General features: G+C 70.7%; 25 protein-coding genes and 1 pseudogene. 8 read left to right on the top strand and 18 right to left on the bottom strand.

Features of this window, described 5'->3' with window-relative positions; translation table 11 throughout:
• Nucleotides 1-159: 159 nt before the first annotated feature.
• Nucleotides 160-1671 (bottom strand): sensor histidine kinase, encoded by a 1512-nt coding sequence (locus BMY07_RS13720; protein WP_092778174.1) that lies wholly within the window; start codon nt 1669-1671, stop codon nt 160-162.
• A 2-nt stretch (nt 1672-1673) separates the two neighbouring features.
• Nucleotides 1674-1889, bottom strand: a complete 216-nt coding sequence (locus tag BMY07_RS13715) for a biotin/lipoyl-binding carrier protein (protein ID WP_092778172.1) — start codon at nt 1887-1889, stop codon at nt 1674-1676.
• A gap of 134 nt (nt 1890-2023) precedes the next feature.
• Between BMY07_RS13715 and BMY07_RS36175 the strand changes: the two genes are divergently transcribed.
• A complete protein-coding gene (locus tag BMY07_RS36175) occupies nt 2024-2098 on the top strand; it encodes a 50S ribosomal protein bL37 (protein ID WP_096498094.1) in 75 nt (24 codons plus the stop codon).
• Between the two features lie 84 nt (nt 2099-2182).
• On the opposite strand, the gene rsrA is transcribed toward BMY07_RS36175, so the two are convergent.
• Together rsrA and BMY07_RS13705 are read right to left on the bottom strand one after the other, a co-directional pair.
• Entirely contained in the window at nt 2183-2494 is a 312-nt protein-coding gene (gene rsrA / locus BMY07_RS13710; protein WP_092778170.1) for a mycothiol system anti-sigma-R factor, read from the bottom strand.
• Entirely contained in the window at nt 2491-3057 is a 567-nt protein-coding gene (locus tag BMY07_RS13705) for a sigma-70 family RNA polymerase sigma factor (protein WP_092778391.1), read from the bottom strand. Before BMY07_RS13705 ends, rsrA begins: the two co-directional genes overlap by 4 nt.
• 251 nt (nt 3058-3308) lie before the next feature.
• Between BMY07_RS13705 and ybaK the strand changes: the two genes are divergently transcribed.
• Complete coding sequence (gene ybaK, locus BMY07_RS13700) at nt 3309-3785, top strand: Cys-tRNA(Pro) deacylase (RefSeq protein ID WP_092778168.1); 477 nt, start codon at nt 3309-3311, stop codon at nt 3783-3785.
• Between the two features lie 12 nt (nt 3786-3797).
• Here ybaK and BMY07_RS13695 read toward each other — a convergent pair whose 3' ends face one another.
• The 4 genes from BMY07_RS13695 to BMY07_RS13680 all read right to left on the bottom strand — a co-directional run bounded on the left by BMY07_RS13695 (nt 3798) and on the right by BMY07_RS13680 (nt 6406).
• Nucleotides 3798-3986 carry a hypothetical protein gene (locus BMY07_RS13695; RefSeq protein WP_092778166.1) on the bottom strand — a complete coding sequence of 63 codons (189 nt, stop codon included), beginning with the start codon at nt 3984-3986 and terminating at the stop codon, nt 3798-3800.
• Between the two features lie 122 nt (nt 3987-4108).
• On the bottom strand, nt 4109-4939 hold the full coding sequence (locus tag BMY07_RS13690; protein WP_092778164.1) for an SCO4651 family lipoprotein: 831 nt from the start codon (nt 4937-4939) through the stop codon (nt 4109-4111).
• A gap of 75 nt (nt 4940-5014) precedes the next feature.
• On the bottom strand, nt 5015-5635 hold the full coding sequence (locus BMY07_RS13685; protein ID WP_092778162.1) for an alpha/beta hydrolase family protein: 621 nt from the start codon (nt 5633-5635) through the stop codon (nt 5015-5017).
• Between the two features lie 3 nt (nt 5636-5638).
• The gene (locus BMY07_RS13680) at nt 5639-6406 is read right to left on the bottom strand and encodes an SOS response-associated peptidase (protein WP_092778160.1); all 768 of its coding nucleotides are present in this window, start codon (nt 6404-6406) and stop codon (nt 5639-5641) included.
• Between the two features lie 135 nt (nt 6407-6541).
• Here BMY07_RS13680 and aroA point away from each other — a divergent pair, with 135 nt between their 5' ends.
• The 3 genes from aroA (at nt 6542) to BMY07_RS13665 (ending at nt 9744) form a co-directional block, all read left to right on the top strand.
• Entirely contained in the window at nt 6542-7810 is a 1269-nt protein-coding gene (gene aroA, locus BMY07_RS13675; RefSeq protein ID WP_092778158.1) for a 3-phosphoshikimate 1-carboxyvinyltransferase, read from the top strand.
• A 1-nt stretch (nt 7811) separates the two neighbouring features.
• Nucleotides 7812-8822 carry a ribosome small subunit-dependent GTPase A gene (rsgA, locus tag BMY07_RS13670; RefSeq protein WP_092778156.1) on the top strand — a complete coding sequence of 337 codons (1011 nt, stop codon included), beginning with the start codon at nt 7812-7814 and terminating at the stop codon, nt 8820-8822.
• 79 nt (nt 8823-8901) lie between these two features.
• Nucleotides 8902-9744, top strand: a complete 843-nt coding sequence (locus BMY07_RS13665; protein WP_092778154.1) for a PhzF family phenazine biosynthesis protein — start codon at nt 8902-8904, stop codon at nt 9742-9744.
• A 51-nt stretch (nt 9745-9795) separates the two neighbouring features.
• Here the strand turns inward: BMY07_RS13665 and pruA are convergent, their stop codons facing one another.
• The 3 genes from pruA to BMY07_RS13650 form a co-directional block, all read right to left on the bottom strand.
• Nucleotides 9796-11424, bottom strand: a complete 1629-nt coding sequence (pruA, locus tag BMY07_RS13660; protein ID WP_092778152.1) for an L-glutamate gamma-semialdehyde dehydrogenase — start codon at nt 11422-11424, stop codon at nt 9796-9798.
• A 129-nt stretch (nt 11425-11553) separates the two neighbouring features.
• Nucleotides 11554-12057, bottom strand: coding sequence for a DUF6912 family protein (locus tag BMY07_RS13655; protein WP_092778389.1), 504 nt, complete (start codon nt 12055-12057; stop codon nt 11554-11556).
• A gap of 5 nt (nt 12058-12062) precedes the next feature.
• Complete coding sequence (locus BMY07_RS13650; RefSeq protein ID WP_092778150.1) at nt 12063-13466, bottom strand: WS/DGAT/MGAT family O-acyltransferase; 1404 nt, start codon at nt 13464-13466, stop codon at nt 12063-12065.
• A gap of 54 nt (nt 13467-13520) precedes the next feature.
• Between BMY07_RS13650 and BMY07_RS13645 the strand changes: the two genes are divergently transcribed.
• The gene (locus BMY07_RS13645; RefSeq protein ID WP_092778149.1) at nt 13521-14321 is read left to right on the top strand and encodes a TrmH family RNA methyltransferase; all 801 of its coding nucleotides are present in this window, start codon (nt 13521-13523) and stop codon (nt 14319-14321) included.
• On the opposite strand, the gene BMY07_RS13640 is transcribed toward BMY07_RS13645, so the two are convergent.
• Complete coding sequence (locus BMY07_RS13640; RefSeq protein ID WP_092778148.1) at nt 14259-14678, bottom strand: HAD-IA family hydrolase; 420 nt, start codon at nt 14676-14678, stop codon at nt 14259-14261. The genes BMY07_RS13645 and BMY07_RS13640 overlap by 63 nt on opposite strands.
• Before the next feature lie 91 nt (nt 14679-14769).
• On the opposite strand from BMY07_RS13640, the gene BMY07_RS13635 reads away from it, so the two are divergent.
• Nucleotides 14770-15201, top strand: coding sequence for an Rv3235 family protein (locus BMY07_RS13635; protein ID WP_092778146.1), 432 nt, complete (start codon nt 14770-14772; stop codon nt 15199-15201).
• A gap of 685 nt (nt 15202-15886) precedes the next feature.
• Here the strand turns inward: BMY07_RS13635 and secA are convergent.
• From secA to mtrA, 6 genes and pseudogenes are all read right to left on the bottom strand, one after another.
• Nucleotides 15887-18760 (bottom strand): preprotein translocase subunit SecA, encoded by a 2874-nt coding sequence (gene secA / locus BMY07_RS13630; protein WP_092778144.1) that lies wholly within the window; start codon nt 18758-18760, stop codon nt 15887-15889.
• A gap of 365 nt (nt 18761-19125) precedes the next feature.
• A complete protein-coding gene (gene hpf, locus BMY07_RS13625; RefSeq protein WP_092778142.1) occupies nt 19126-19833 on the bottom strand; it encodes a ribosome hibernation-promoting factor, HPF/YfiA family in 708 nt (235 codons plus the stop codon).
• Between the two features lie 524 nt (nt 19834-20357).
• Nucleotides 20358-21083 carry a ComF family protein gene (locus BMY07_RS13620; protein WP_177215564.1) on the bottom strand — a complete coding sequence of 242 codons (726 nt, stop codon included), beginning with the start codon at nt 21081-21083 and terminating at the stop codon, nt 20358-20360.
• 66 nt (nt 21084-21149) lie between these two features.
• Entirely contained in the window at nt 21150-22865 is a 1716-nt protein-coding gene (locus BMY07_RS13615; RefSeq protein WP_092778140.1) for an LpqB family beta-propeller domain-containing protein, read from the bottom strand.
• Entirely contained in the window at nt 22862-24541 is a 1680-nt protein-coding gene (gene mtrB, locus BMY07_RS13610) for an MtrAB system histidine kinase MtrB (protein ID WP_092778138.1), read from the bottom strand. Before mtrB ends, BMY07_RS13615 begins: the two co-directional genes overlap by 4 nt.
• A gap of 13 nt (nt 24542-24554) precedes the next feature.
• Nucleotides 24555-25233: pseudogene (gene mtrA, locus BMY07_RS13605) on the bottom strand (MtrAB system response regulator MtrA).
• Between the two features lie 92 nt (nt 25234-25325).
• On the opposite strand from mtrA, the gene BMY07_RS13600 reads away from it, so the two are divergent.
• Nucleotides 25326-25808, top strand: a complete 483-nt coding sequence (locus BMY07_RS13600; protein ID WP_092778136.1) for a VOC family protein — start codon at nt 25326-25328, stop codon at nt 25806-25808.
• The last annotated feature ends 270 nt before the right edge of the window (nt 25809-26078 follow it).

The following is a 26078-nucleotide window of genomic DNA, read 5'->3' as shown; positions in this document are numbered from 1 at the left end:
GGTGAGTTGTCATTGGCTGAGTACTTGGCGCCAGGGGTGGGTGTTCATTAACAGGTATAGCGGGAACCTATTGGGTTTGTTGATGGGTCTTTGCTGACACTTTGCCAATTCGCTTGATTGGCGAGGAATGTTGGGGGTTGGCGAAATTCGTCAAAGGGGCTAGCGGCGGTGGGAGAGGGGTACGCGGAGGACGGCTTCCGTACCGGTTTCGGGGCGGCGGCGCAGGGACAGGGAGCCGCGGAGTTCGGATTCGACGAGGGTGCGGACGATCTGCAGGCCCAGGCCGTTGGTCCGTTCGAGTGAGAAACCGGGGGGCAGGCCGCGGCCGTTGTCGGCGACCAGGACGTCGAGCCAGCGGGCCGAGCGGGTGGCCGAGACCTCGACCTCGCCGGACGAGCCGGGCGGGAAGGCGTGCTCCACGGCGTTCTGGATGAGCTCGGTCAGCACCATCACCAGCGGCGTCGCGGTCTCGGCGGCGACTATCCCGAACTGTCCACTCTTGCGCACCTGCACGTGGCTCTCGGCGACCGCGACGTCCCCGACGACGGGGATCACCTTGTCCACCAAGGCATCCAGGTCGACCCGCTCGTCGACCGAAGTGGACAGCGTCTCGTGCACCATGGCGATCGCGGCGACCCGGCGCACCGACTCCGCCAGTGCCTCCTTGGCCTCCGGGCTGCTGGTGCGCCGCGACTGCAACCGCAGCAGCGCGGCCACGGTCTGCAGGTTGTTCTTCACCCGGTGGTGGATCTCGCGGATGGTGGCGTCCTTGGACAGCAGCGCCCGGTCCCGGCGGCGCACCTCGGTGACGTCCCGGCACAGCACCAGCGCGCCTGCCGCCTTGCCGCCCGGCCGCAAGGGCAGCGCCCGGAACAGCACGGCGGCGCCGCGGCGGGACTCGGCCTCGGTGCGCATCCCCGGCTGCCCGTCGAGCGCGGACACGATCCGCTGCGCCACCTCGGTCGCGTCGAACGGGTCGGCGATCAGCGACCGGGTCAGCGGCGCCAACCGCACCCCGACCAGGTCGGACGCGTGGCCCATCCGGTGGTACGCCGAGAGCGCGTTGGGGCTGGCGAACACGACCGCGCCCGCGGTGTCCAGCCGCAGCAGGCCGTCGCCGACCCGGGGGCTGGTGTGCACGTCCGGGGACGGCTCGGTGGTCGGGAACGTGCCGTCCGCGACCATCTGGCACAGGTCACCGGCGATGCCCAGGTAGGCGATCTCCAGCGCGCTGGGCACCCGCGGCACCGCCAGGTTCGTCTCCCGGGACAGGATCGCGATGACCTCGCCGCCGAAGCTGACCGGGATGGCCTCCCGGCGCACCGGCACCCCCAGGTACCAGCGCGGGTCCTCCTCGCGGCAGATGCGCCGCTCGGCGATGGCCCGGCGCAGCTGCGGGTGGTCGTCGGCGGTGGTGTGACTGGCGACGACGTCCTCGGGGTGCGCGGTCGGCCCGGTCGTCGGCCTGGCCTGCGCGACGCAGACGTACCGGCGCTCGACGGTCGGCGGCAGCGGCGCCCCGTCCGCGGCGGTCTCCGGGACCCAGAGCAGGAAGTCGGCGAAGGACAGGTCCGAGAGCAGCTGCCACTCCGCGACGACGGTCTGCAGGTGGTCCACGGCGCCGCCGGAGAGGCCGGTGTGCTCGGCGAGCAGGTCGGAGAGGGTGGACACCGCTACTCCACGACGGCGATCAGGTCGTGCTCCTGGACCACGTCGCCCGCGCGGACCGCCACCCTGGTGAGGGTCCCGTCCGCCTCGGTGAGCACCGGGATCTCCATCTTCATCGACTCCAGGATGACGACCGTGTCACCCTCCGCGAGCGAGTCGCCCTCGCCCGCGACCACGGTGAGCACGCTGGCCACCATCTCGGCGTGGATCTCGTGGGCCATCGGGCCGGTTCCCCTTCGCTCACCTGGCACGGCTCCCCCGGCGCCAATCCAACCACGGGCGGCCCCCGGCGGGACGGCACCGCCCCGCGTGGCAAAATCGGTACCTCAGCCCAACGCTCGTCCGAGGAGGCACCATGTCGAAGCGCGCCCGCAAGCGTCGCGACCGCAAGAAGGGCGGCGCGAACCACGGCAAGCGCCCCAACGCCTGAGCGTTCGCGCCCAGCACGTCGAAGGCCCCGGTATCCGCTGGACACCGGGGCCTTTCCGCGTGGTCTCGCCGCGCGCGAGCGGGCTCAGTCCTCGCGCTGCTCGACCTCGACCCTGGCGCTGGTCACCTCGACCCGGCCGCCGCGGTGCTGGATGACGGTCTGCCTGATCGAGGCGCGGACCCGCTCGCGGAACTCGTCGCTGGCCTGGTCGCCGCCGCACTTGCGGCCGAGCAGCACCTTGAGGTGCTCGGACAGGCCGTACTGCTCCAGGCAGGGCACGCACTCGTCGAGGTGGGTCTGCAGCGCCTCGCGCCTGCCCAGGTCGCACTCGCTGTCGAGGAACAGCCACACCTCGGACAGCACGTCCGCGCAGGGCTCCTTGTCCTGGCCGCTCACGCGCCGGTCACCTCCCGGACGAACCCGCGGTCGCGGGCGACATCGGCGAGCAGGTCGCGCAGCTGGCGCCTGCCCCGGTGCAATCGGGACATCACGGTACCGATCGGCGTCCCCATGATCTCCGCGATCTCCTTGTAGGCGAAGCCCTCGACGTCGGCGAGGTAGACCGCGAGCCGGAACTCCTCCGGCAACTGCTGCAGCGCCTGCTTGACGTCGTCGTCGGGCAGCAGGTCCATCGCCTCGACCTCGGCCGAGCGCAGCCCGGTGGAGCTGTGGTTCTCCGCCTTGGCCAGCTGCCAGTCGGTGATCTCGTCGGTCGGCGCCTGCACCGGCTGCCGCTGCCGCTTGCGGTAACCGTTGATGTAGGTGTTGGTGAGGATGCGGTAGAGCCACGCCTTGAGGTTCGTCCCCGCCGCGAACGACGCGAACGCGGCGAAGGCCTTCAGGAAGGTCTCCTGCACCAGGTCCTCGGCGTCGGCGGGGTTGCGGGTCATCCGCAGCGCCGCGGAGTACAGCTGGTCGAGCAGCGGCATGGCGTCGCGCTCGAACCGGTCGGCCCGCATCGCGGGCGTCTCCACGGTGTCCGGGGTCTCCGGGTTCGTCTGGGCGTCGGTGCGGGGCACCGGGCTCCTTTCGGGGGCGCGCACACCCGCGTTCAGGTGCGCATATGTCACCTCCGAGCTTACGCGGCTCTCGCTGGAGGAGCCGCGAGCCGGAACCTTGACCCTGGGAACCCGCCGGTCTGGCAACACGCCTGTCTGCACGTCCTGGTCAACGCGAGGCGCGCACGACTCATTCCCTTAGGCTCACCGCCGTGGCAGGACAGGGAACCCCGGCGACGGCACTCTTGGCCAAGCGCAAGGTCACGCACAAAGTGCACTCTTACGACCACGACCCCCGCGAGTCGTACGGCCTAGAGGCAGCCGCGGCGCTGGGCGTGGAGCCGTCGCGAGTGTTCAAGACCCTGCTGGCGGAGGTCGACGGGGTCCTGACGGTCGGGGTCGTCCCGGTCGACGCACAGCTGGACCTGAAGGCCTTGGCAGCGGCTGTCGGCGGCAAGAAGGCCAAGATGGCGGACGTCGCAGTGGCCGAACGCACAACCGGGTACGTGGCGGGCGGCATTTCTCCGCTCGGTCAGCGCAAACGCTTGCGCACGGTGGTGGACACTTCGGCCGAGTCGTTCCCGACGCTGTTCTGCTCGGGCGGCCGCCGCGGGTTGGAGATAGAACTCACCGCGGCCGACCTGGTCACCCTCGCCGACGCACTGGTCGCCGACATCGCCGCCAGGTGAGACGACACCTGGCTAGAGGGGCGGGATGATGCCCGGGAAGTGGCCTTCGGTGTCGCAGTGGGGGCAGGGGCGGCCGTTGTCGATGGTGCGGGGGGAGCCACCGATGACGGCGTGTTTGGGGTCGGCGACCATGCCGCCGCCGCCGCAGTAGGGGCAGATGGTTTGCACGCGCTCGGGTACGTCCTCGTCCTCGTCGTCCACCTGCGGCCGCCTCCCTGGGGTCTTCCGGAACGGAAGGGCCAATCATGCCGGGCGCCGGGCAGCGGTGCGCCCCCGCACCGGGGGTACGGGGGCGCACCGGCAGATCAAGCCCGCGGGGGGAATCAGCCTGCCGGGAGTTCGGCGACCTCGGCGGCGGGCGGGGCGGCGATGTCGACGGTCTTGCCCCAGTCGGTGTAGTCGACCTTCATGGTGACCTTCTTGGCGCCGACCGGGAGTTCCATCGCGTAGCGGACCGGCAGGTCGTCGCCGTTGATCCAGATGTCGGCGGGGAAGGTCTTGACCCCGGCGGTGCCCAGCTGCGCGACGGCGGCCTCGTCCATGCCCAGCTCGCCCGCCTTGCCGCCGAGCTTGGTCACGTCGACGGTCAGCGTGTAGCGGGTGGTCTGCTGGCCGTTGACCTCCTCGGCCTTGACCGCGGTGATCTCGCTGACGTCGGCGAGCTGCTCCAGGGTCGCGGTCGGGTCGGCCTGGCGGGCCGAGTCCAGCGACTTGCCCAGCATCGCGACCAGCGGGTTGTCCTTGTCGGTGAGGTCGAGCTTGACCCACGACTTGCCCGGCTCGACCTCGGTCGGCGTCTTGATGTACATGATCGAGTCGAGCAGCCGCACCGAGACCTCGCCGTCCGGCGTCTTCATCGACATCTGCATGTTGGCCGTGCCGCCGAAGGTGAAGTCACCCTCGCCGGTCATGCTCTGGCCCGCCATGTCCCCGGTGAGCGTGAAGTGCGCGGACTTGGCGCTGGTGCTCTTGGCCTTCACCGCGTCGGTAAGACCGCGCAGCGTGTCGAACGCGCTCTTCTTGGCCTCGTTGGTCGGCTGGGAGGCGCCGGTGCCGCCGGACTGCGGCGTACCGCCGCCGCTACAACCGGTCAGCGTGAGTGCTGCCGCGACGGCGACGGCCGCGAACAGGCGTGACTTGCCGAAAAACCCCATAGCGGTGCTATCCCCTCGAATGTCAGTGCTCTGCCCCAGAGACGCGTGACCCGGATCGGGACCCACCCGCCGCGCTCAGTCGAGCTGGTCCAACGGTCGGAGGATACGGTGCAGCCACTCCTCGACGACACGGGATATGCCCGGGATGTCCTTCTTCAGCGAGTGGTCACCCGGCATTCGCACGATCTCCCGCAGATGGGCACCCCGCGGCTGGCCGAACGGGTCGCTCTCCCCCTGCACCACGAGGGTCGGCACGTGAACCGCGTCCAGCTCGGGCTGCCTGGTCTTGTCCGGCTTGCCCGGCGGGTGCACCGGAAAGGCAAGGCACACAACGCCTACGGCCTCCCCCGCCTCCGCGGTGCGGCACGCGACGCGCGCCCCGGATGACCGGCCGCCGAACAGCAGCGGAAGACCTTCGAACCAGAGCGTGGACAACCGGCGCGCGACCGCGAGCCACGCCACGTCCAGCTGCGCGGCGGGTGCGGGAGCCCGTCGACCCGCCACCCGGTAGGGCTGCTCGACGAGCGCGACGTGCACCCCGGCCGCCGTGGCGCCGTGCGTGGCGGCGACCAGGTCGGGTGCGTTGATCCCGCCACCGGCGCCGTGGCCGAGAAGGAGCCCCGCGCGGCCCTCGGCGGCGCAGTGCAGCTCGGCGAACGCCGGGCCGTGCGGGGTGTCGATCTCGGCGCGGTTCACCGGCTAGGTCCGCGGGGAGAACAGGTCGGCGGCGTCCAGGTCCACCGCGGCCGCCTCGAACGGGGCGAGCAGCTCGGGACCGTTGTTGCGCACGCTGTTGACCGCCTGCGACACCGGCCGGATCTCCAGCGCGTCGACCAGGTCCGCCCCGGGCGGGGCCAGCAGGTCGGCGACGTCGGTCGAGTCCGGGTCGAGCCAGCTGCCCCAGGCGTCGCGGCCCAGCAGCAGCGGCATCCGGTCGTGGATGTCGGCGAGCGGACCGACCGCGTCGGTCGTGAGGACCGCGCAGGTCACCAGCACGGGCGCGGACGGGTCGGCCTTGTCCCGCCAGGTCGTCCACAGACCCGCCATCGCCAGGCTGCTGCCATCGCGCGGGGTCGTGAAGAACGGCTGCTTCGCGGTCTTGTCGCGCCGCCACTCGAACCAGCCGTCAGCGGGCAGGATGCACCGGCGCTCGGCGAGCGACTTCTTGAACGCGGGCTTCTCCGCAGCGCTCTCGGACCGCGCGTTGATCATCTTGGCGCCGCCGGTGGCGTCCTTGGCCCACGCGGGCACCAGGCCCCACTTCATCACCCGCAGCGTGCGCTCGGTCCGGGTCTCGTCCGCGGCGCCATCGGCGTCGCGCGGGTGCCGCTGGACGACCGCGACCACGTTCTTCGTCGGCGCGACGTTGTAGTCCAGGTCCGGCGCGCTCTCACCCATGGCGTCGACCGCGTCGAACTCCGCGGCCAGCGTCGCCGGGTCCTTCGCGGAGGCGTACCTGCCACACAAGGTCGATCACCCTCCCTCTCCACCCTGGACGCCAGGGCGCCACCGCCACCCACGGTGTGGGCGAATCGTGACATGCCGGGCCTGCCGGGGCGAGCCGGTCACCCGATGCGGCGGCCGGTGCGGGAGGATTGCGGTATGCCGCAGCCCTGGTCAGCCCCGGTCGCCCCGGGTCCCGTCAGCGCCACCGTCACCATCCCCGGCTCCAAGTCCCTCACCAACCGCGCGCTCGTGCTCGCGGCGCTCAGCACCCGGCCGAGCACCCTCACCGGAGCGCTCATCAGCCGCGACTCCGACCTGATGATCGCCGCCTGGCACGCGCTGGGCGTCCCGATGACCGTCGAGGGCACCACCATCACCGTTGGCACCAACGACGGGTTCCACGGCCCGGCCGAGATCGATTGCGGTCTCGCGGGCACGGTCATGCGGTTTGTGCCACCTGCCGCCGTTCTCGCTGACGGGCAGGTGCGCTTCGACGGAGATCCCCGCGCGCGCGAGCGGCCGATGGGCACGATCCTGGAGGCGCTGCGTGCGCTCGGCGCCGTCGTCGAGGGCGACGCGCTGCCGTTCACGCTGGTCGGTACCGGCGGCATCGCCGGGGGCACGGTCACCATCGACGCGTCGGCCTCCTCCCAGTTCGTCTCCGGGCTGCTGCTGTCGGGCGCCCGGTACGACAAGGGGTTGACCATCCACCACGTCGGCAAACCCGTGCCGTCCATGCCGCACATCGACATGACCGTCGAGATGGTGCGCGCGGCGGGGGTCGCGGTCGACGACGAGGAGCCCAACACCTGGCGGATCGAACCGGGTCCCGTTGGCGCAGTCGACTGGGTGATCGAACCGGACCTTTCCAACGCGACGCCGTTCCTGGCCGCGGCCGCTGTCACCGGCGGCGAGGTCACCGTGACCGGTTGGCCGTCCAAGACCACGCAGCCCGGTGACGCTATCCGGGACATCTTGGCGCAGATGGGCGCTGAGGTGACTCTTGTCGACGGCTCCTTGACCGTGCGCGGCTCGGACAAACTGTCCGGTGTGGACATCGACATGCGCGACGTGGGTGAGCTGACCCCGACCGTGGCCGCGTTGGCCGCGCTCGCCGACAGCCCGTCCGTCCTGCGCGGCATCGCCCACCTGCGCGGGCACGAGACGGACCGGCTCGCCGCGCTCGCCGCCGAGATCACGACCGTCGGGGGCGACGCCACCGAGACCGAGGACGGCCTCGCGATCCGCCCGGCGAAGCTGCACGGCGGCCTGTGGCGGGCCTACGCCGACCACCGGATGGCCACCGCGGGCGCGATCATCGGCCTGGTCGTGCCGGGGGTGAGCGTCGACGACATCGCGACGACAGCCAAGACGCTGCCCGACTTCCCCGCGATGTGGGCAGACCTGCTCGGCGGGGCGCGCTGAGGTGGCGCGGCGCGGCGACTGGAGCAGGCTCGACGAGGCCGACGTCCGGGTCCGACCGGGCAAGGGCTCCCGACCGCGCAGCAAGCTGCGCCCCGACCACGCCGACGCGGTCAGCGCCATGGTCGTCGGCAAGGACCGCGGCCGGTGGACGTGCGCGGTCGACCAGGACCCGGGCCACCTGGTCGTGGCGATGCGGGCCAGGGAACTGGGTCGGACGTCGGTGGTCGTCGGTGACCAGGTCGAACTGGTCGGCGACACCACCGGCGCCCCGGACACCCTGGCCAGGATGGTCCGCGTCGCCGAGCGCACCAGCGTGCTGCGCCGCACCTCGGACGACACGGAGGGCTACGAGCGGGTCGTCGTCGCCAACGCCGCGCAGCTGCTGATCGTCTGCGCGCTGGCCGACCCGCCGCCGCGCACCGGCTTCATCGACCGCTGCCTGGTCGCCGCGTTCGCCGGTGGCCTGGAACCGGTGCTGTGCCTGACCAAGGCCGACCTGGGCGACCCGGCCGAGCTGATCGGGTTGTACGAGGAGCTCGAGCTGCGGGTCGTGGTGAACCGGTTCGACGAGGACCCGGAAGCGGTGCGGGCGCTGCTCGTGGACCGGGTTTCCGCCCTGGTCGGGCATTCCGGGGTGGGCAAGTCCACTTTGGTCAACAAGCTGGTGCCGGACGCCGAGCGCGCGATCGGTGCCGTGAGTGGGATCGGCAAGGGCAGGCACACGTCGACCTCGGCAGTAGCCCTACCGCTGCCGAGCGGCGGGTGGGTGGTCGACACCCCCGGCGTGCGCGCGTTCGGCTTGGCCTACATCAAGCCCGACGACATCGTCACCGCGTTCCCGGAGTTCCACGCGGCGGCGGAGGAGTGCCCGTCCGGCTGCGGGCACCTCGGCGCGCCGGAGGACCCCGACTGCTACCTGGACACGGTGGTGCAAGAGGGCACGGCTACCCCCGGCAGGCTCGCGTCCCTGCGCAGACTGCTGGCGTCCAAGTCGTCGGAGGACTTCGGTTAGGTCCGCGGGCTGGTTTCTCGGACGGTGGACGTCGTCAGGTGAGCTGATGTACACGCGGTTCGGGCGCTAGCCTGCGATCGTGCAGATCCTCCGCTACGCCGCCTTCACCACCGAGCCCGGCGGCGGCAACCCCGCCGGTGTCGTCCTGGACGCGACCGGGGTACCCGACGCCGAGATGCAGGCGGTCGCCGCCGAGGTCGGGTACTCCGAGTCGGCGTTCCTGGTGCCGCGCCCGGACGGCGACCTGGACGTGCGGTACTTCAGCCCGCTGGCGGAGGTGCCGTTCTGCGGCCACGCGACCGTCGCGGCCTCCGTCGCGCACGCGGCCGCCAACGGGTCGGGGCCGCTGCGGCTGCACACCAGGGCCGGGCTGGTGGAGGTCAGCACCAGCGAGACCGACACCGGGTACATCACCGCCACCCTGATCAGCGTCGGCCCGCGCACCGAGGACATCCCCGCGCCCGTCCAGGCCGCGCTGCTGGCGGCGCTGCGGTGGACCGACCGCGACCTCGACCCCGCGCTCCCCGTCCGAGCCGCGTACGCGGGCGCCTGGCACCCGGTCGTCGCCGCGGCCACCCGCACCCGCCTCGCCGACCTCGACTACGACTACCCCGCCCTCGCGGCCCTGATGACCGAGCACGGCTGGACCACCGTCCAACTGGTCCACCGCGCCTCCGAGACCGTCATCCACTCCCGCAACCCCTTCCCCCCGGGCGGCGTCATCGAAGACCCCGCCACCGGCGCCGCCGCCGCGGCCCTCGGCGGCTACCTCCGCGAACTCGGCCTCGTCACCCTCCCCGCCGCCCTCACCATCCACCAGGGCGAAGACCTGGGCCGCCCCGGCGTCATCACCGTCAGCATCCCCTCCGACCACACCTCCGGCATCCACGTCACCGGCACCGCGATCCCGATCGAGGCATGAAAGAACGGGGCAGGCGCGGGATGCGCCTGCCCCGTTGTCGAGCGGGAGTGCTCAGCCCATGTGCGGGTAGCGGTGGTCGACCGGGGGGACGAAGGTCTCCTTGATCGAGCGGGGGCTCACCCAGCGCTGGAGGTTGTAGATGCTGCCTGCCTTGTCGTTGGTGCCTGACGCGCGGGAGCCGCCGAAGGGTTGTTGGCCTACGACGGCGCCGGTGGGCTTGTCGTTGACGTAGAAGTTGCCTGCGGAGAAGCGGAGGGCCTTGTGGGCCTGTTCCACGGCTGCACGGTCGGTAGCGAAGACCGCGCCGGTCAGGGCGTACGGCGAAGAGGTGTCGACGAGCTCTAGGACCTTCTCGTACTCGGCGTCCTCGTAGACGTGCACGGCGAGGATGGGGCCGAAGTACTCGGTGGTGAAGACGTCCTGGAGGGGGTCGCTGCCGACGAGGACAGTCGGCTGGACGAAGTAGCCGACCGAGTCGTCGGCGGTGCCGCCGGTGAGGACCTCGATGGAGGAGTTCGCGGCGGCCGCGGACAGGGCGTCCTTGTGCTTGGCGAACGCGCGGGCGTCGATGACCGCGCCGCCGAAGTTGCTGAAGTCCGTGACGTCGCCGTAGACCAGGGACTTGGTGACATCGGCGAGCTGCTCGCGCAGGCCGCCCTCCCACAGCGAGCGGGCGATGTACGCGCGCGAGGCCGCCGAGCACTTCTGGCCCTGGTACTCGAACGCGCCGCGGACCAGGCCGATGACCACCGAGGTGATGTCGGCCGACGGGTGCGCGACGACGAAGTCCTTGCCGCCGGTCTCGCCCACGATGCGCGGGTACGAGCGGTAGGTGTCGAGGTTGTCGCCGATCAGGCGCCACAGGTGCTTGAAGGTCTTGGTGGACCCGGTGAAGTGCAGGCCCGCGAAGTCGGGGTCGGTGAGTGCGACCTCGGAGAGCGCCTGGCCGTCACCGGTGACCAGGTTGATCACACCGGCGGGCAGGCCCGCGGCCTCCAGCAGGCGCATCGTGTGGTGCGCCGCCAGCTGCTGGGTGGGCGAGGGCTTCCAGACGACGGTGTTGCCCATCAGCGCGGGCGCGGTCGGCAGGTTGCCCGCGATGGCGGTGAAGTTGAACGGGGTGATCGCGGTGACGAACCCGTCGAGCGGGCGGTGGTCGAACCGGTTCCACACCCCGGGAGAGGAGACCGGCTGCTCCTCGATGAGCCTGCGCGCGAAGGAGACGTTGAACCGCCAGAAGTCGATCAGCTCGCAGGCGCTGTCGATCTCGGCCTGCTGGGCGGACTTGGACTGGCCGAGCACGGTGGCGGCGTTGATGGTGTCGCGCCACGGCCCGGCGAGCAGGTCGGCGGCGCGCAGCAGGACCGCGGCGCGCTCGTCGAAGGGCAGCTCGCGCCACGCGGGGGCGGCGGCCTTGGCGGCGGCGACGGCGTCGGCGACGTCGGCGGTGGTGGCCTGCGCGGTGACGCCGAGGACGTGCTGGTGGTCGTGCGGCTGCACCACGTCGATCCGGTCACCGCCTGCCAGCCGCTGCTTGCCACCGATGGTCATGGTCAGCTCGGGCTGCTCGGCCTCGAGCTCGGCGATCCGGCGCGCGAGCGACTCGCGCTGCGGGGTGCCGGGCGCGTAGGAGCTGATCGGCTCGTTCGACGGGTCGGGAACGGACGAAACGGCGTCCATCGTGTGGCTCGCCTCCCTCGTGGTCAATGGCATCAGGGCGGTGCGTCAGGGCGGGGTGGCGCGCGACGGGTCGTCAACGCCGCGCGGGACCCCCGCCCCCGTACATCCTGTCATGGGATGACCTCCCGGTTACAGCAGCTCCAGCAGGAAGGGCAACTCCTGCGGCGCGTACCAGGCCAGCTCGTGGTCCTCGGCGTCCCCGAGGACGAACTCCGCGTCCGGGTCGCCCATGTCGGCGGCGTCGACGGCGGCCACCGCGGCCCGCACGGCGACCGCGGCCTCCTCGGTGTCCAGGTGGACCGAGGCGATGACCTTCAGCGGGACCGGGCCTGCCAGCTTGACCACCGAGTGGTCCAGGTCGGGGCGCAGCTCGACCCCGTCGACGTCGGCGGCGATGACCGCGCGGCGCATCGGCACGTCCGGGTCGGTCGTCAGCTCGGTGCCCAGCAGCCGCAGCGAGGCCTTCGCCGCGTCGAGCATGGCCACGTACTCCAGTTCCTCTTCGCCGCCGGTGGCGTACGACTCGCGCAGGGCGGGGGTGAGCGCGAACGCCGTGCCGGTGATCGCGGCCAGCTCACCGTCCGCGTTCAACTCGCGCAGCATCGCCACCGTCGCCGGTATGTAGACCCTCAACTCATTCACGCTCTCACAGTCGTCAACAGTTCTTCGACGGACTCTTCCAGCATCCGCGCCAGCACGTCCACGTCAGACATAGCCGTGCGGTCACCGGTAAGGCCGAAGTACACCCCGCCGTCGTAAGAGGTGACTCCGATCGCCAACGCCTGATTTCGGGTAAGGGGCATCGCCGGGACCATCCGGGTCATCCTGGCGGTGCCTAAGTACAGCGGGACCTGCGGACCTGGCACGTTGGTGACCACGACGTTGAAGATCCGCTGGGAGAACGAGGCGGCGGCCCTGGCGCCGAGCGAGTGCAGGGTCGGCGGCGCGAACCCGCCGACCCGCAGCAGCGCGGACGCGGCGACCGAGCGGACCGAGTCGTTGTGCGGGCGCAGCGCGTGGCTGATGTGGTGCAGCCGCACGAACGGGCTCGGCTCGCCGACCGGCAGGTCGACCAGCTGCGGGGTGACCTGGTTGCCGAGCATGCCGGGCACGGTGCCGTCCGAGTCGCGCACGGCGAGCGGGACCAGCGCGCGGACCGTGCTGGACGCGGTGAGCTGCAGGCCGCGGGAGAGCAGCCAGGACCGCAGGGCTCCGGCGACGACGGTGAGCACCACGTCGTTGACGGTGCCGCCGTGCCGGGCGCGCACGTCGCGCAGGTCGTCGAGCCTGGCCGAGGCGACGGCGTAGCGGCGGGCCCGGCCGACCGGGGCGTTGAGCGGACTGGCCTGGGCGGGCCGCGCGGCGATGCCGATGGCGGAGACGACGGTGCCCAGGACCCCGGCGACCTTCTGGGTGGTGGCCAGCGCGTCGCCGACCGCGGCGCGGACGTTCTCCACGACCTCGCGGGGCCGCTGCACGGTGTCGGCGACGGCGTCGAGCAGCAGCCTGGCCTGGCTGGGCAGCCTGCGCGGCTCCCACGGCTCGTCGGCGGGCTGGTCGTCGGCCTGCGGGTGCGGTTCGAGGATGACCTGCCCGAAGTCGATGGTGCGGATGCCGTCGACCAGCGCGAGGTGGGTCTTGGTGATCAGCGCGGCGTGGCCGTCGGCGAGACCCTCGACCAGGTAGGCCTCCCACAGCGGCCGGGTGTGGTCGAGCGGGCGGGCCATCAGCCTGGCGACCAGGTCGTGCAACTGCTCGTCGCTGCCCGGGCGCGGCAGGGCGGAGCGGCGCACGTGGTAGTTGACGTCGAACCCCGGGTCGTCCACCCAGACCGGGCGGGCCAGGTGGCCGGGGACCTCGGCGACGCGCTGCCGGTAGCGCGGCACCAGCGGCAGCCGCTGCTCGATCAGGGTGACCAGCCGGGCGTGGTCGAACCCGGCCTTCGGCTTGCGGAACACCGCGACCCCGCCGACGTGCATCGGCGTCGCCGCGTCCTCCAGGTAGAGGAACGACGCGTCGAGGGCGGACAGGCGGTCGGGCATGGCCCGATAGTGGCACAACCCGGGCGGCGCGGAGGGTCGGGCGCCGGGCGTGCGATGCTGCTCGCCGTGTCCCCCGATCGCTCCGCACCCCGAGACCACCGCGAGCAGGCGCCGTCCCCCAAGGACCGGTTCGTGACCGTCTACGGGCGCAAGCCGGTGCTGGAGGCGTTGGCCGACACCCGGTTGACCGTGGACAAGGTCGTGCTCGCCGACAACGCGCACGGCATCGCGGCCAGGGAAATCATCGACGCCGCCCGGGACCGGGGCGTGCAGGTGCAGCGGGCGTCGGCGCAGCGGGTGAAGGTGTTGGCAGGCAACGGCAAGCAGGACCAGGGCGTGCTGGCCGACGTGGTCGCGCCCCGGATGCGGACGCTGGCCGACGCGCTGTCGTCGTCGCGCCGCCCGTCGTCGGTGCTGCTGCTCGACGGCATCACCACCCCGGCGAACGTGGGCATGATCCTGCGCACCGCCACCGCGGCCGGGATCGGCGGGATCGTGGTGCCCAGGCGCGGGGTGGCCGGGCTGGACCCGCTGGTGGTCAAGGCCTCGGCCGGGGTCGCGTTCACCGCACCGGTGCTGCGCGCCGCGACAGCCGCCGAGGCCGCCGCCGACCTGCGCGCCGCTGGGTACCCGCTCTACGGCCTGGACGCGGGCGCCCGCCGCACGGTGTTCGACGCGGACCTGCCCACCCAGGCGGCGTTCGTCATGGGCAGCGAGACCTCCGGCGTCACCGACGGCGTCCGCCCGCACGTCAACCGCTGGCTCTCCATCCCGATGTCCGGCGGCGTCGAATCACTCAACGTCGCCACCGCCGCCGCCGTCCTCTGCTTCGAACTGGTCCGCCGCGGCCGCTAGCCCGAACAGGACGGCCAATTCGTCCACAGTGGACTCAAGATCCCGGTGGTGCACGCCGACCATGCCAACCTGTACCGCCCCCCGCACATACCGAGCCACGTCATCTACGAAAACGCAGTCGCCAGGCCCAACCCCGAGCAACTGCGCCGCGTGCCGGTAGATCGCCTCATCGGGCTTCGCGACCCCTGCAACTCCTGACACGACAACCGCGTCGAACACGTCCGGCAAGCCCGCGGGCACGGCGTCCGCATTGGACAGCAGTGCGGTCTTGATCCCGCGCGCCCGCATCGTGGCGACCACCTCGGGCATGCCGTCATCGGTGAACACGCCTGCGTAATCCACTACCAGGGCCTTCATGGGCCTGATCTTGTCACCAGGTTCAGCTACGGCTGTGGGGGCTGGTGCTCTTTTCGCGCTCTGTCCGGGCAACTACCTGGAGGGAGTTGTTGTGCGGATCAACGCGCTGCCCGAGTACGAACCGCCGTTGGCCGAGGCCGACGAGGAACGCTGGTTCACGCCGCCTGCTTGGCCTGTGCCTGCGCGGGTTATCCGGGGGGCGCCGCGTGAGGCTTGTTGGCGGTTGGTGACGTTGTTGTTGGAGGCACTGGAGGGGAAGCGGCAGGTGGCGCATCTGCACGGGATGTTGCCGGGGGCGGCTTATGAGGGGTTGTTGACGCGGGCTAAGGGAGGTCGGACTCAGTATCGGTTGTTGCGGTTGCACGTGGAGGAGGTGGCGGTGGGGGTGGTGGAGATGGCTGCGACGGTGCGGGTTGTGCCGTTGGAGAGGGCGGAGGGGTGGCATGTGAAGGTGTGTTTGGGGCGGATGGAGCAGGTGGAGGGGGAGTGGCGGTGCACGGTGTTGCGGTTGGTGGGGTTTTGAGGGGTGACGGGTGGGGAGGTTGTCCACAGGGTGGTGGCTTGCTCGGCTCGGTTTGTCGGTGTGCGTCGGTAAGCTGTATATCGGGGGCTGCTTTGAGCGGTTTGATCTTGAGCTGAGTGGATCCGGCTCTCGGTCTCGCCTGCGGCGTCGACGGACAGACCTCGCCTTCGGCATTGGCCCAGGCGCGAGTTTCGAGCCTTGCTCGATGCGGCGAACTCGTTTTGCGCGGGGCCCCTGAACCACCCGTGGCAGGACCGCAAAGCAGGGGCCGAAAAGCATGGCCCTGTCCGCGAACGACGCTACGGGCAGTTCTCCCCCACGCAAAACAAGTCCGCCCCATCGAGCTGACTTGGCACCAGCGACTCCGAGGAGCGTTCTAGGGCCAACGTTGTAGAGGGGCGCTTGTCGGCCAACGTCGTAGAAGGGCACGTTGGACCAATGCTGTAGAGGGGCGCGTTCGGCCAACGATCGTGAAGGCCGGGTGCGGGCCAACGTTGTGGAGGAGCGCACGTCGGCCGACGCCTGCGGGGGGCGGTTGTAGGCCGATGTTGTTTGGGGCGCGTGGTCGGCCAGCGTTGGCGATCCTTGTTGGGGTTGGCAGTGGCGGGCTGGGCCGCGAGGGGTAAGAAAAACCCGGGTGGTGGGCCGAAGGGGCCACCACCCGGGCGAAGGGGGTTGCTAGAACTCAGCGGCGGGGGCCCTTGCGGCCCTTTTTGGCCGAGTCACGGGCTGCTTGCCTGCGCTCGCGGCGGGTGCCGGAGGCGGAGGTGTCGTTGTCGGGGGTTTCGGAGTGGGATTCGACGCCGCCGTCTTCGGTGGGGCCGGAGTAGTTGAGGCGTTGGGGAGTGGGGCCTTCGAAGCCCTTGCCGCGCAGGGCGGGGGGGAGTTTGTCGCCCGCGGCGGCGGCTGCGGCCTGTTCGGCGCGGACGCGGTCCTGGACGGCCTGGGCGCGGGCCTGGCGGGCCTGGAGTTCGGCCTGGCGGGCCTGGGCCTCGGGGCTGGGGCTGACCGACGGCAGCGCGGTGGGCTGCGGGGCGAGCTGGACCTCGGGCTCGGCGGGCTCCACCGGGACGTTGAACAGGAAGCCGACCGTCTCCTCCTTCAGCGCGTCGAGCATCGCGCCGAACATCTCGAAGCCTTCCTTCTGGTACTCGATCAGCGGGTCGCGCTGGGCCATCGCGCGCAGCCCGATGCCCTCCTTGAGGTAGTCCATCTCGTAGAGGTGCTCGCGCCACTTGCGGTCCAGCACCGAGAGCATCACGCGCCGCTCGACCTCGCGCATGGCGCCCTCGCCGACCTTGCCGTCGATCTCGGCCTCGCGGGCGGCGTAGGCGGCCTCGGCGTCCTCGGTGATGGCGCGCAGCAGGAACTCGTGGTCCATGTCCTTGCCGTCGGCCTCGGCGCGGTCGACCAGCCGCTCCCAGTCCACCGAGATCGGGTACAGCTGCTTGAGGGCGGTCCACAGCTTCACGTGGTCCCAGTCCTCGGAGTAGCCGTCGGCGGTGGCGCCGACCACGTACGCCTCGATCACGTCGTTGAGCATGTGCACGACCTGCTCGCGCAGGTCCTCGCCCTGCAGCACCCGCAGCCGCTCGGCGTAGATCACCTTGCGCTGCTTGTTCATGACCTCGTCGTACTTGAGGACGTTCTTGCGGATCTCGAAGTTCTGCTGCTCGACCTGGGTCTGCGCGCTGCGGATCGCCCTGGTGACGATCTTGGCCTCGATCGGCTGGTCCTCGGGCACGTTCATCGCGGTCATCACGCGCTCGACCATGCCCGCGTTGAACCGGCGCATCAGCTCGTCGCCGAGGGACAGGTAGAACCGGGACTCGCCCGGGTCGCCCTGACGACCGGAGCGGCCGCGCAGCTGGTTGTCGATGCGCCGCGACTCGTGCCGCTCGGTGCCGAGCACGTAGAGGCCACCGGCCTTCTGCACCTCGACCTTCTCGGCCTTGACCTCCTGCTGCGCCTTCTCCAGCGCGGCGGGCAGCGCGGCGCGCCACTCCTCGGGGGTCTCGATCGGGTCGAGGCCGCGCTCGCGCAGCGTCTCCTCGGCGATGTGGTCGGGGTTGCCGCCGAGCACGATGTCGGTACCGCGACCGGCCATGTTGGTCGCGACGGTCACCGCGCCCTTGTGGCCCGCGCCCGCGATGATCGCGGCTTCCTTCTCGTGGTGCTTGGCGTTGAGCACGTTGTGCGGCACGCCCGCCTTGAGCAGCAGCTTCGACAGGTACTCGGAGCGCTCGACGCTGGTGGTGCCGACCAGCACCGGCTGGCCCTCGGCGTGCCGCTCGGCGATGTCCTCGGCGACGGCGAGGAACTTCGCCTCCTCCGTCTTGTAGATCAGGTCCGGCTGGTCCTTGCGGACCATGTCCCGGTTCGTCGGGATCGGCACCACACCGAGCTTGTAGGTGGTGTGGAACTCGGCCGCCTCGGTCTCGGCGGTACCGGTCATGCCGGAGAGCTTGCTGTAGAGCCGGAAGTAGTTCTGGAGGGTGATCGTGGCCAGGGTCTGGTTCTCGGCCTTGATCTCCACCCCCTCCTTGGCCTCGATCGCCTGGTGCATGCCCTCGTTGTAGCGGCGACCGGACAGCACGCGACCGGTGAACTCGTCGACGATGAGCACCTCGGCGTTGCGGACGATGTAGTCCTTGTCGCGCTTGTAGAGCTCCTTGGCCTTGAGCGCGTTGTTGAGGTAACCGACCAGCGGGGTGTTCGCGGCCTCGTAGAGGTTCTCGATGCCGAGCTGGTCCTCGACGAGCGCGACGCCCTTCTCGGTGACGCCGACGGTGCGCTTGCGCTCGTCGACCTCGTAGTGGGTGTCGCGGCGCAGCATCGGGGAGAGCCGGGCGAACTCCTGGTACCAGCGCGAGGACTGGTCGGCCGGGCCGGAGATGATCAGCGGGGTGCGCGCCTCGTCGATCAGGATGGAGTCGACCTCGTCGACGATGGCGAAGTGGTGGCCGCGCTGGACCATGTCGTCGAGCGACCAGGCCATGTTGTCGCGCAGGTAGTCGAAGCCGAACTCGTTGTTCGTGCCGTGCGTGATGTCGCAGTTGTAGGCCTCGCGGCGCTCGGCCGGGGTCATCTCCGACAGGATCACGCCGACCGTGAGGCCGAGGAAGCGGTGGATGCGGCCCATCCAGTCCGCGTCGCGCTTGGCCAGGTAGTCGTTGGTGGTGATGACGTGCACGCCGTCGCCCGCGAGGGCGTTGAGGTACGCGGCGAGGACACCGGTCAGGGTCTTGCCCTCACCGGTGCGCATCTCGGCGACCTGGCCCAGGTGCAGCGCGGCGCCGCCCATCAGCTGCACGTCGAAGTGCCGCTGGCCGAGCACCCGCTTGGCGCCCTCCCTGGCCACCGCGAACGCCTCGGGCAGCAGCTCGTCGAGCGACTCGCCGCCGCGGTAGCGCTCCTGGAACTCGGCTGTCTTGCCGCGCAGCTCCTCGTCGGAGAGCGCGACGACCTCGTCCTCCAGCGAGTTGATGTGCGCTGCGATGTTGCGCAGCCGCTTGAGCATCTTGCCCTCGCCCGCGCGCAGGATCCGGGACAGCACCATCCGAGTCGACCTCGCTAGCTGATAGTCGTGCGCCCGCTACGGACGCTCCTGTTCGTCATCGTAGGCACCGCGCCCGGCAGCGTGCACCGACGCCGACTCCGACGCGGCGCAGGCTACCCGGGTGAGGCCCGCCACAGCACCAACGGCCCACCCGGCCGGGAGGTTCCGCACCTGCCGCCAGTTGGGAACTGGGAACGGACCGGGGTCGACCCGCGCGGATCGATCTCCGCCGGTCACCGGCCTGTCGGACGGTGTCGACGCCCTCCGGGCACCCTCGCGAATCCACCGACTAGGGGGCCGGGTGCGGGCATGGTGGTGCCCCGGGGGAGCTGGTCCCCCGGGGCACGCGGTGCGTGGGTCGGGGCTCAGACGAGCTTGATCACGCCGTAGTCGAAGGCGTGGCGCCGGTAGACGACGCTGGGGGTGCCGGTGTCGGCGTCGGCGAACAGGTAGAAGTCGTGCCCGACCAGTTCCATCTCGTAGAGGGCCTGGTCGACGGTCATCGGCTTGGCCGGGTGCTCCTTCTCGCGCACCACGCGGCCGGGGAGGCCGTCCTCGTCGTCCTCCCAGCGCTGCCGGGGCATGGGGACGCCGCCGTACTCGGTGGCCAGGTCGGCGTCGAGGTGGCTGCCGTTGGTGGTCCCGTCGTACTCGGGGGCGTGCAGCAGCGTGGTGCTCCCGGCGGTCAGACCCGCGTGCCCGTTCCCGTTGGTCATCTGGGTGGCCGCGGCGACGGCTTGGCCGACCGAGGTGGGGGTGCGCCGACCGTGGTGCACGCGCCTGCGGTCGTGTTGGCGGCGGAGCCGGTTCTCGATCTTGCTGACCGCCAGGTCGAGCGCGGCGTAGAAGTCGCCTGCGCATGCCTCCGCCCGCACGGCGGGGCCCTTGCCCTTCCCGGTGATCTCGACCCGCTGGCAGTTCTTCGACTGCCTGCGGTTGGGCTCGTGGAACAGCTCCACGTCGAAGCGGATGACCTTGCGGTCGTAGCGCTCCAGCCGGGTCAGCTTCTCCTCGACGTGTGTCCGGTAGTGCTCCGGAACCTCGACGTTACGGCCCTTAACCACGATGTCCATACACGACCTCCCTCGCTGGTGGCGAGTACTGGTTGCGGCTTTGCGGTACTTGGCGCCGGGCTGGTCTGGATTCCAAGTCCAGGACAGGAGCTGACCTGGGGCTACGCCCCCTCGGTCAACGCTCCACCGGCACCAGGGTCATGGGCTACTCGCCTCCTCCCCGCTTGCCGGGAACGGTGATAGCGATGCACGTTAGCCCGCGTTTCGACCGAGCAACAGCCCCCGAGGCGGGCGACATCCGTTCGCGACCGAGCGTGACGTCGTGCGACGGGCGGGCGGCCACGCGCGGCCGAACCGGGAGCGCGCCGAGACCACCGCGGCGAACCCGTTCCCCCGGGCGGCGCAGCACCGGGGGCCGAGCAGCGGCAGGGCGTGTTCGGTCGAGCGGACCCGGCCGCTGCGCCACCGGGTCCAAGACCACCCGCCTGCTCACCCTCATATCCGGCCAACGGCCCCGAACGGCGTACGGTTCCCGACCCTCCTTCACTCTTTCGGGGGTATCAGACTGTGGGATGGATCTCTCGTCAGACGGTCGCGGCGCAGGCGAGCACGGCGAGTACCGACAGCCCGGCCGACCGCAGCGCGCCCGCGCAGGCGGCGGCGGTCGAACCGGTGGTGACGACGTCGTCGAGCACCAGTACGGGTGCACCCGGCGGTGGGACGCCCCGACCCGAGACACACAGGTGCCGCGCCAGGTTCTCCCGCCGCCCGGCCACATCGAGCCCCACCGAGTCCCGCGCGCGACCGGCCAGCGACAACACCGGCGCGACCCGGGCGGGCACGCCGCCGAGCACCAGGACCCGGGCCACCACCTCGGCCACCCCGGCCATGTGGTGCCCACCCCGCCGCCGCACCGCCGCCCGCCTCGACGGCGCCGGGACGAACCACAGCGGGTCGCCCACATGAGCGACGCCGAGCGGCGGGGGCGACTTGCCCGACAGGGTGACCAGCGCGGGGCAGGCGGCACGCACCGCGGGCACCCGCTCGGCGAGGTCCGGCAACGCGGCCGCCATGGCCCGCCCGAGCGGCTCGGCCAACGCGCGCCGGTTGCGCTCCTTGTAAGCGATGATCGCGCGCCGCGCCGGTCCGCCGTAGGCCGTGAGGGCCAGCACGGGAACGCCCTTCGTGGCGCTCCGCTCGACCGCGCGCAGGCCGACCAGGGTCGCGGCGCACCGCGAGCACCACGAGGTGCCCGGCTCGCCGCAGCCCGCGCAGGTCAGGGGGATCAGGAGGTCCAGCAGCATCCGCATGCGAGCAGGGTGGCCGCTGCCGCGAGAACGCGCGCGAAGTTGTCCACAGGGCAGGGAAACCGCAGGTCAGCCGGGGTAGAACGGCAACGCCGCCGAGCCGAGGTTGTTCTGGTGGTACTGCCAGACCTTGCCCGCCTCGCCGGTGGTCCACATGCCGGACCCGTCGGTGACGATCGTCGACCGGCCGGGGGCGGCGGTGACCGCCGTGACCGGCAGGGTCAGGTTGGTCTTGTTGTAGGCGGTGTACGCGTACCCGTCGACCGACATGCTCACCACCGGCCGGATCGGCTGGTCGGTCGCAGCGATCACGGTGAGCCTGTCGAGCCAGTCCAGGCCGACGACGTCCTTCACGATCCCCGCTTGCAGGGTGCGGCCGGAGCGGATCGTGACGGCGTCGTTGGGCCTGACGACCGAGGCGACCCTGATCTCGCCGTTGACCACGGCCGCGACACGGGCGCCGTCGCGGGAGAGGCGGAGCTGGGTGATCGTGCCGCCGTTGCGGGTGAACTCCGAGGCGTCGACCGGGTAGTCCTCCCACTTGCCCTCGTTGGTGCGGACGACGCGGACAACCAAAGTCCCGTCTTGCACCGTCCAGACCTCGTTGGGCGTGGCCTCATTCGATCCCGCGAACAGCCAGGTGGGCCTGGTGAGGGTGGCCGCGGCAGGCAGGCTCACCTCGGGCAGATCGCCGTCTGACTTACCCACGCGCAGTTTCATGCCGCCCGGAGTCCGTTGCACGACTGCCAGCAGGCCGCCGTCCAGTGACTGCGCGGCGCTGACGATGTCGTAGCTGCCGTCGCCCGTGGGCCCGTCCAGCTTCTTGCCGTCACGCAGGGAGTAGAGGCGTCCACCGACAACGGCAAGTCCTAGAAGGTCTGCCTTAAGCGCGGACAGCGAGTCGTACGCGCCCACATCGCCGGTTGTCCAGTCCTCATGACCTGGCACCAAAGGAAGCCCTTGGCTCCGGATGCGCAGTGGGCTCGTGGTGACTTCCCGCAGGGATCGAACTAACTGCGCCGCTATGCGCTGTCTGTCCTCTAGTGGCTTATCGACCTTGCCGAGGTTGATGAGGATGGCGCCATCGGGCTCGGGGAGGATGTTGGTGCTCATCTCCAGCCCTTCGAGGTGGTTGCGCACCGCGCCCTTGAGCGACTCCGAGGGACCGCCGAGCAGCAGGTACACGACGCGGCCGAAGAGACCGGGGCGCGGCTCGATCGCCACGTAGCGGGGGTCGGAGACCATGACCCGCTGCTCGGGGTCGAAGAACTCCAGGTTCACCCTGCGGTAGCTCTTCGCGAAGTCCGCCTCGCGGATGAGGACCGCGTTCGGCGGCTCGGCGATGCGCCACTGCCCGTCCTGGCGCTTGATCACCACCCGGTACTCCAGCGACTGCACCTGCGGCAGGAACGAGAAGTCGCCGACCAGGCCGCCGATGGAGGTCGCGGTGAGGATGACGACCTGCTCGTTGGTCGGGTCCTTGCCCTCCGGAACCGACTGCGGGATGGTCTTGAACTCGTCCTGGATGATCGTCGGCGCCTCGCCGCTCTTCCAGTTGGGCTTGGCCTCCTCGGTGAGGTAGGTGCGCGCCGCGTCGGGGGTGCCCGCGTTCTTGACGAACTCCTGGACCAGGTTGAACGGGTCGAGCCCCGGCGCGGGTTTGCCGACCTGGCGCGGCTGCTCCTCGGTGGCGTCGACCACGACCCTCGGCAGCGTCCGGTCCGGGATGTTGGCGCAGCCCGCGAGCAGCGTGGCGCACAACAGGGCGAGGACGAGCCGGATCACGGGTAGACCTCCTCCGGAACGGAGATGGGCAGTGGGGCGGGCTGGGTCATGGGGCGGGCGTCGAGCGGCAGTAGCGGCAACGGGCTGTCTTCGTACTGAACGCCCTGGTTGCGAGGCAGGGTCAACCGGAAACAGGCACCCTCACCCGGTTCGCCCCACGCGTCAAGGCCACCGCCGTGCAGACGGGCATCTTCGAGGCTGATCGCTAGTCCCAATCCGGTGCCCCCGGTGTGCCGGTTGCGGGAAGGGTCAGCGCGCCAGAACCGGTTGAACACCAGGTCAGCCTCACCGGTGCGCAGGCCGACACCGTGATCCCGCACGGTTACCGCTACCGCGTTCTCGTCGAGCACCATCTTCAGCTCGACCGGCTTGCCCTCGCCGTGGTCGATGGCGTTGGCGAGCAGGTTGCGCAGGATCCGTTCGACGCGGCGGGACTCGACCTCGGCGATCGCGTCGCCCTCGGGCAGGTCGAGCACGATCTCCGACCCGGCGTTGCGCGCGATCACCCGCACCGACTCGACCGCGCGCCTGGCGATGGCCCGCAGGTCGGCGTGCTCGGCGATCAGCTCCTCGACGCCCGCGTCGAGCCGGGAGATCTCCAGCAGGTCGCCGAGCAGCGACTCGAACCGGTCGAGCTCGTCGACCAGCAGCTCGGTCGAGCGGGCCAGGCCTGCCGGAAACTGCGCGCGCGAGGCGTGCAGCACGTCGGCGGCCATCCGGACCGTGGTCAGCGGGGTGCGCAGCTCGTGCGAGACGTCGGAGGTGAACCGGCGCTGCAGCTGCCCGAAGTCCTCCAGCTGGCGGATCTGCCGTTCGATGCTCGCCGCCATCTCGTTGTAGGACTCGGCCAGCCTGGCCACGTCGTCTTCACCGGCGACGACCATCCGTTCGCCCAACTCGCCGTCCGCGAACCGTTCCGCGGCTCTAGCCGCACGCCGGACAGGCAGCACCACCTGCCGGGTCACGAGGTTGGTGATACCTGCCAAGAGAAGCAGTAGTACCAAACCGCCGACGACGAGCGTGCTCTGGACAACGCCGATCGTCCGTTGCTCGGCCGCTAGCGGGAAGAGCATGTAGAGCTGCACGGCGGTGTTCGCGGTCGCCACCGTCACGCCGACGATCAGGTAGGTGACACGCTCGCCGTTGCGGTCAACGGTGTAGATCTGCGAGACGGTCCGGTTGGACGTGTTCAGCAAGAAGTCCCGCAAGGACTGCGGGATGCTCTCGTACGGTCCAGCGGCTCTGACGTCACTCGGCGCGATGTACGGGGCGTCGTTGACGAGAACCGGTTCGAACGCGCCCGCGGAGCCTGCCCCGGACTGGTCGGGCGAAGAGCTGGTGAGCTTGTTGAGCGCGCTGTTGAGCCTGTCGCGGATGGGGTCGAACGGGCTGGTGCCGCCCAGTTCCCGCTCCGCGATCTGCACCGCGATCCTGGTCTGCGCGATGGCGGCTTCCTCTTTGGTCGCCAGCAGCCGCTCGGTGATCTGGTTCTGCAGCACCATGCCCAGCACGAAGATCACCGCGGAGCCCAGGGCGAGCGTGCTGACCACCACGCGCAGCTGCAGCGACCGCCGCCACAGCTCGCTGAACGCGCTGGAGCGGCGCCTGCCCGCGGCGACCAGGCCGCGAGCAGTGCGGACGAGCCACCGCCCCTGGCCGCTCGCCGCCGGGGTCACCGGGGATCCGCGATCACGGAGGGCCCGCCTTGTAGCCGACGCCGCGCACGGTCAGCACGGACCTCGGGGTGCTCGGGGTCGCGCTCCACCTTGGAGCGCAGCCGCTGGACGTGCACGTTGACCAGCCGGGTGTCCGCGGCGTGCCGGTAGCCCCAGACCTGCTCGAGCAGGACCTCGCGGGTGAACACCTGGCGCGGCTTGCGGGCCAGCGCCACCAGCAGGTCGAACTCCAGCGGGGTCAGCTGGATGGCCTTGCCGTCGCGGGTGACCTCGTGGCCGGGGACGTCGATGGTCAGGTCGCCGATGCCCAGCGTCTCGGCCGGTTCCGACTCGGTCCTGCGCAGCCTGGCGCGCACCCTGGCGACCAGTTCCTTGGGCTTGAACGGCTTGACGACGTAGTCGTCCGCGCCGGACTCCAGGCCGAGCACGATGTCGACGGTGTCGCTCTTGGCCGTCAGCATCACGATCGGCACGCCGGACTCCGCGCGGATCGCCTTGCACACGTCGATCCCGTTCATCCCCGGCAGCATGAGGTCAAGCAGCACGAGGTCGGGTTTCAGCTCGCGCAGCGCGGGCAGCGCCCGGGAGCCGTCCGCCACCACGGCCGTGTCGAATCCCTCGCCGCGCAGCACGATAGTGAGCATCTCGGCGAGGGCCGGGTCGTCGTCAACCACGAGCACTCGTGCCTTCATGGGCACATAGTCGCACTGTTGCGCGGGTGCCCGCGCAGCACCCGCCGTCGAGTATCGTTGAAACTTGAACAGGCCGACCGGCAGGAGCACCCATGGGCATCCGCAGGCTCAACCACGCCGTCCTCTACGTCCGCGACGTGGCGCGCAGCGTGGCCTTCTACGGCGACGTCCTCGGCTTCCGCCCGATCACCGAGTTCCCCGGCGCCGCCTTCCTGCGCGCACCGGACTCGGACAACGACCACGACCTGGGGTTGTTCCAGGTCGGACTGGACGCCCCCGGCCAGGTCGCAGGCGGCGTCGGGCTCTACCACCTGGCCTGGTCGGTGCAGACCCTGGCGGAACTGGCCGAGTTCAAGCGGGTGCTCACCGAGGTCGGCGCACTGGTCGGCGCCTCGGACCACGGGGTGTCCAAGTCGCTGTACGCGAAGGACCCGGACGGGGTGGAGTTCGAGGTCTCCTGGTTCGTCCCCCGCGACAAGATCACCCAGGAGATGGAACAGTCAGGCCCGCCACGGCCCCTCGACATCGACGCCGAGATCGCCGTCTGGGGAATCGAGTTGGTCGGCGCGCTGTAGCTCGATCAGTGCCTCCACCTGCTGCGTGATCGCAAGCGAGAGGTCTGGCAAGTCCAGCCCTAGTTCCGGGAACAGTCTCGCGGCCAACGCGCGCATAAGAGCCTCGGGTCTGGCCAGCTCGCGGGTGCTGTCCTTGACCCGGATGCCGTCGAGAAGGGCGGAACCGGTATTCGCCGAAGGTGGCGTGGAGGAACTCGTAGCCCCGCACGGCTCCTCTAGCCGTAGTGGCTTCAGGGGCGTGGATGAAGAAGAACTGGCTGAGGACCTGAT

Origin of the sequence: Actinokineospora terrae, assembly GCF_900111175.1 — a bacterium.
Lineage (GTDB): Bacteria > Actinomycetota > Actinomycetes > Mycobacteriales > Pseudonocardiaceae > Actinokineospora > Actinokineospora terrae.
This window is presented reverse-complemented; position numbering and strand designations above follow the sequence as displayed.

Excerpts from the sequence above, each read along its gene's own strand:
- BMY07_RS13715 (WP_092778172.1), bottom strand. The coding sequence starts at position 1,889 with ATGGCCCACGAGATCCACGCCGAGATGGTGGCCAGCGTGCTCACCGTG.
- BMY07_RS13705 (WP_092778391.1), bottom strand. The coding sequence starts at position 3,057 with ATGCGGGCCGACCGGTTCGAGCGCGACGCCATGCCGCTGCTCGACCAG.
- BMY07_RS13690 (WP_092778164.1), bottom strand. The coding sequence starts at position 4,939 with ATGGGGTTTTTCGGCAAGTCACGCCTGTTCGCGGCCGTCGCCGTCGCG.
- aroA (WP_092778158.1), top strand. The coding sequence starts at position 6,542 with ATGCCGCAGCCCTGGTCAGCCCCGGTCGCCCCGGGTCCCGTCAGCGCC.
- pruA (WP_092778152.1), bottom strand. The coding sequence starts at position 11,424 with ATGGACGCCGTTTCGTCCGTTCCCGACCCGTCGAACGAGCCGATCAGC.
- BMY07_RS13650 (WP_092778150.1), bottom strand. The coding sequence starts at position 13,466 with ATGCCCGACCGCCTGTCCGCCCTCGACGCGTCGTTCCTCTACCTGGAG.
- BMY07_RS13645 (WP_092778149.1), top strand. The coding sequence starts at position 13,521 with ATGCTGCTCGCCGTGTCCCCCGATCGCTCCGCACCCCGAGACCACCGC.
- BMY07_RS13640 (WP_092778148.1), bottom strand. The coding sequence starts at position 14,678 with ATGAAGGCCCTGGTAGTGGATTACGCAGGCGTGTTCACCGATGACGGC.
- secA (WP_092778144.1), bottom strand. The coding sequence starts at position 18,760 with ATGGTGCTGTCCCGGATCCTGCGCGCGGGCGAGGGCAAGATGCTCAAG.
- hpf (WP_092778142.1), bottom strand. The coding sequence starts at position 19,833 with ATGGACATCGTGGTTAAGGGCCGTAACGTCGAGGTTCCGGAGCACTAC.
- BMY07_RS13620 (WP_177215564.1), bottom strand. The coding sequence starts at position 21,083 with ATGCGGATGCTGCTGGACCTCCTGATCCCCCTGACCTGCGCGGGCTGC.
- BMY07_RS13600 (WP_092778136.1), top strand. The coding sequence starts at position 25,326 with ATGGGCATCCGCAGGCTCAACCACGCCGTCCTCTACGTCCGCGACGTG.